The sequence below is a fragment of the Bradyrhizobium hipponense genome (genome assembly GCF_008123965.1).
Classification (GTDB): Bacteria; Pseudomonadota; Alphaproteobacteria; order Rhizobiales; family Xanthobacteraceae; genus Bradyrhizobium; species Bradyrhizobium hipponense.
On the sequence record NZ_VSTH01000285.1, the window covers coordinates 1 to 571 of the forward strand.

At 63.6% G+C, this 571-nt stretch carries 1 protein-coding gene and 1 pseudogene; both read right to left on the reverse strand.

Annotation, left to right across the window (positions count from 1 at the left end):
- A pseudogene (locus tag FXV83_RS44830) lies at positions 1-347 on the reverse strand (group II intron reverse transcriptase/maturase); the annotation flags it as partial.
- A gap of 23 nt (positions 348-370) precedes the next feature.
- Positions 371-571 (reverse strand): reverse transcriptase domain-containing protein (locus FXV83_RS44835; RefSeq protein WP_249776252.1); only part of this gene is annotated, 201 nt, incomplete at its 5' end.

The window sequence follows — 571 nt, forward strand, 5'->3', positions numbered from 1 at the left end:
CTGCGCCGTCTCAGACAACGCAGCCAGGTCCGACGCACTTCGCGGTAGAATCCGTTGAGCGCTGGATAATTGTGCGGCCTGCCATAGTAGCCATAGTGCCCGCGCAGCACGGCGGCGAACCACTCGTGCTGCTTGGCTAGTGGCGCGTGCATGAGCCGCCAAGCGTCCTGGCGCAACGCCGTCAGCTTGCGCGTCAGGCGTTTCCCTTCCGTCTTGTGCTTCACGATGAACCGGCCATCTCGGGTCCGCCCGCAGTAGTGGGTGAAGCCCAGGAAGGCGAAGGTTTCTGGCCGCCGATCGCCGCGCCGCTGACGCGAGAGGGCCGCGAACCGGCCAAACTCGATCAACCGCGTCTTGTCCTTATGGAGCGTCAGGCCGAAGCTGGCCGGGCCAAGAGCATTTCCTGCGCATCGGTCTTGCTCTCGAAGCCCACGATGAAGTCGTCCGCATAGCGCCCGGTCACAATGCGACCGCGTGCATGGCGACGAGGCCATTGGTGGGCCCAGAGATCGAGGATGTAGTGCAGGAAGATGTTGGCAAGGAGCGGGCTGATGGCTCCCTGAACGCAAAA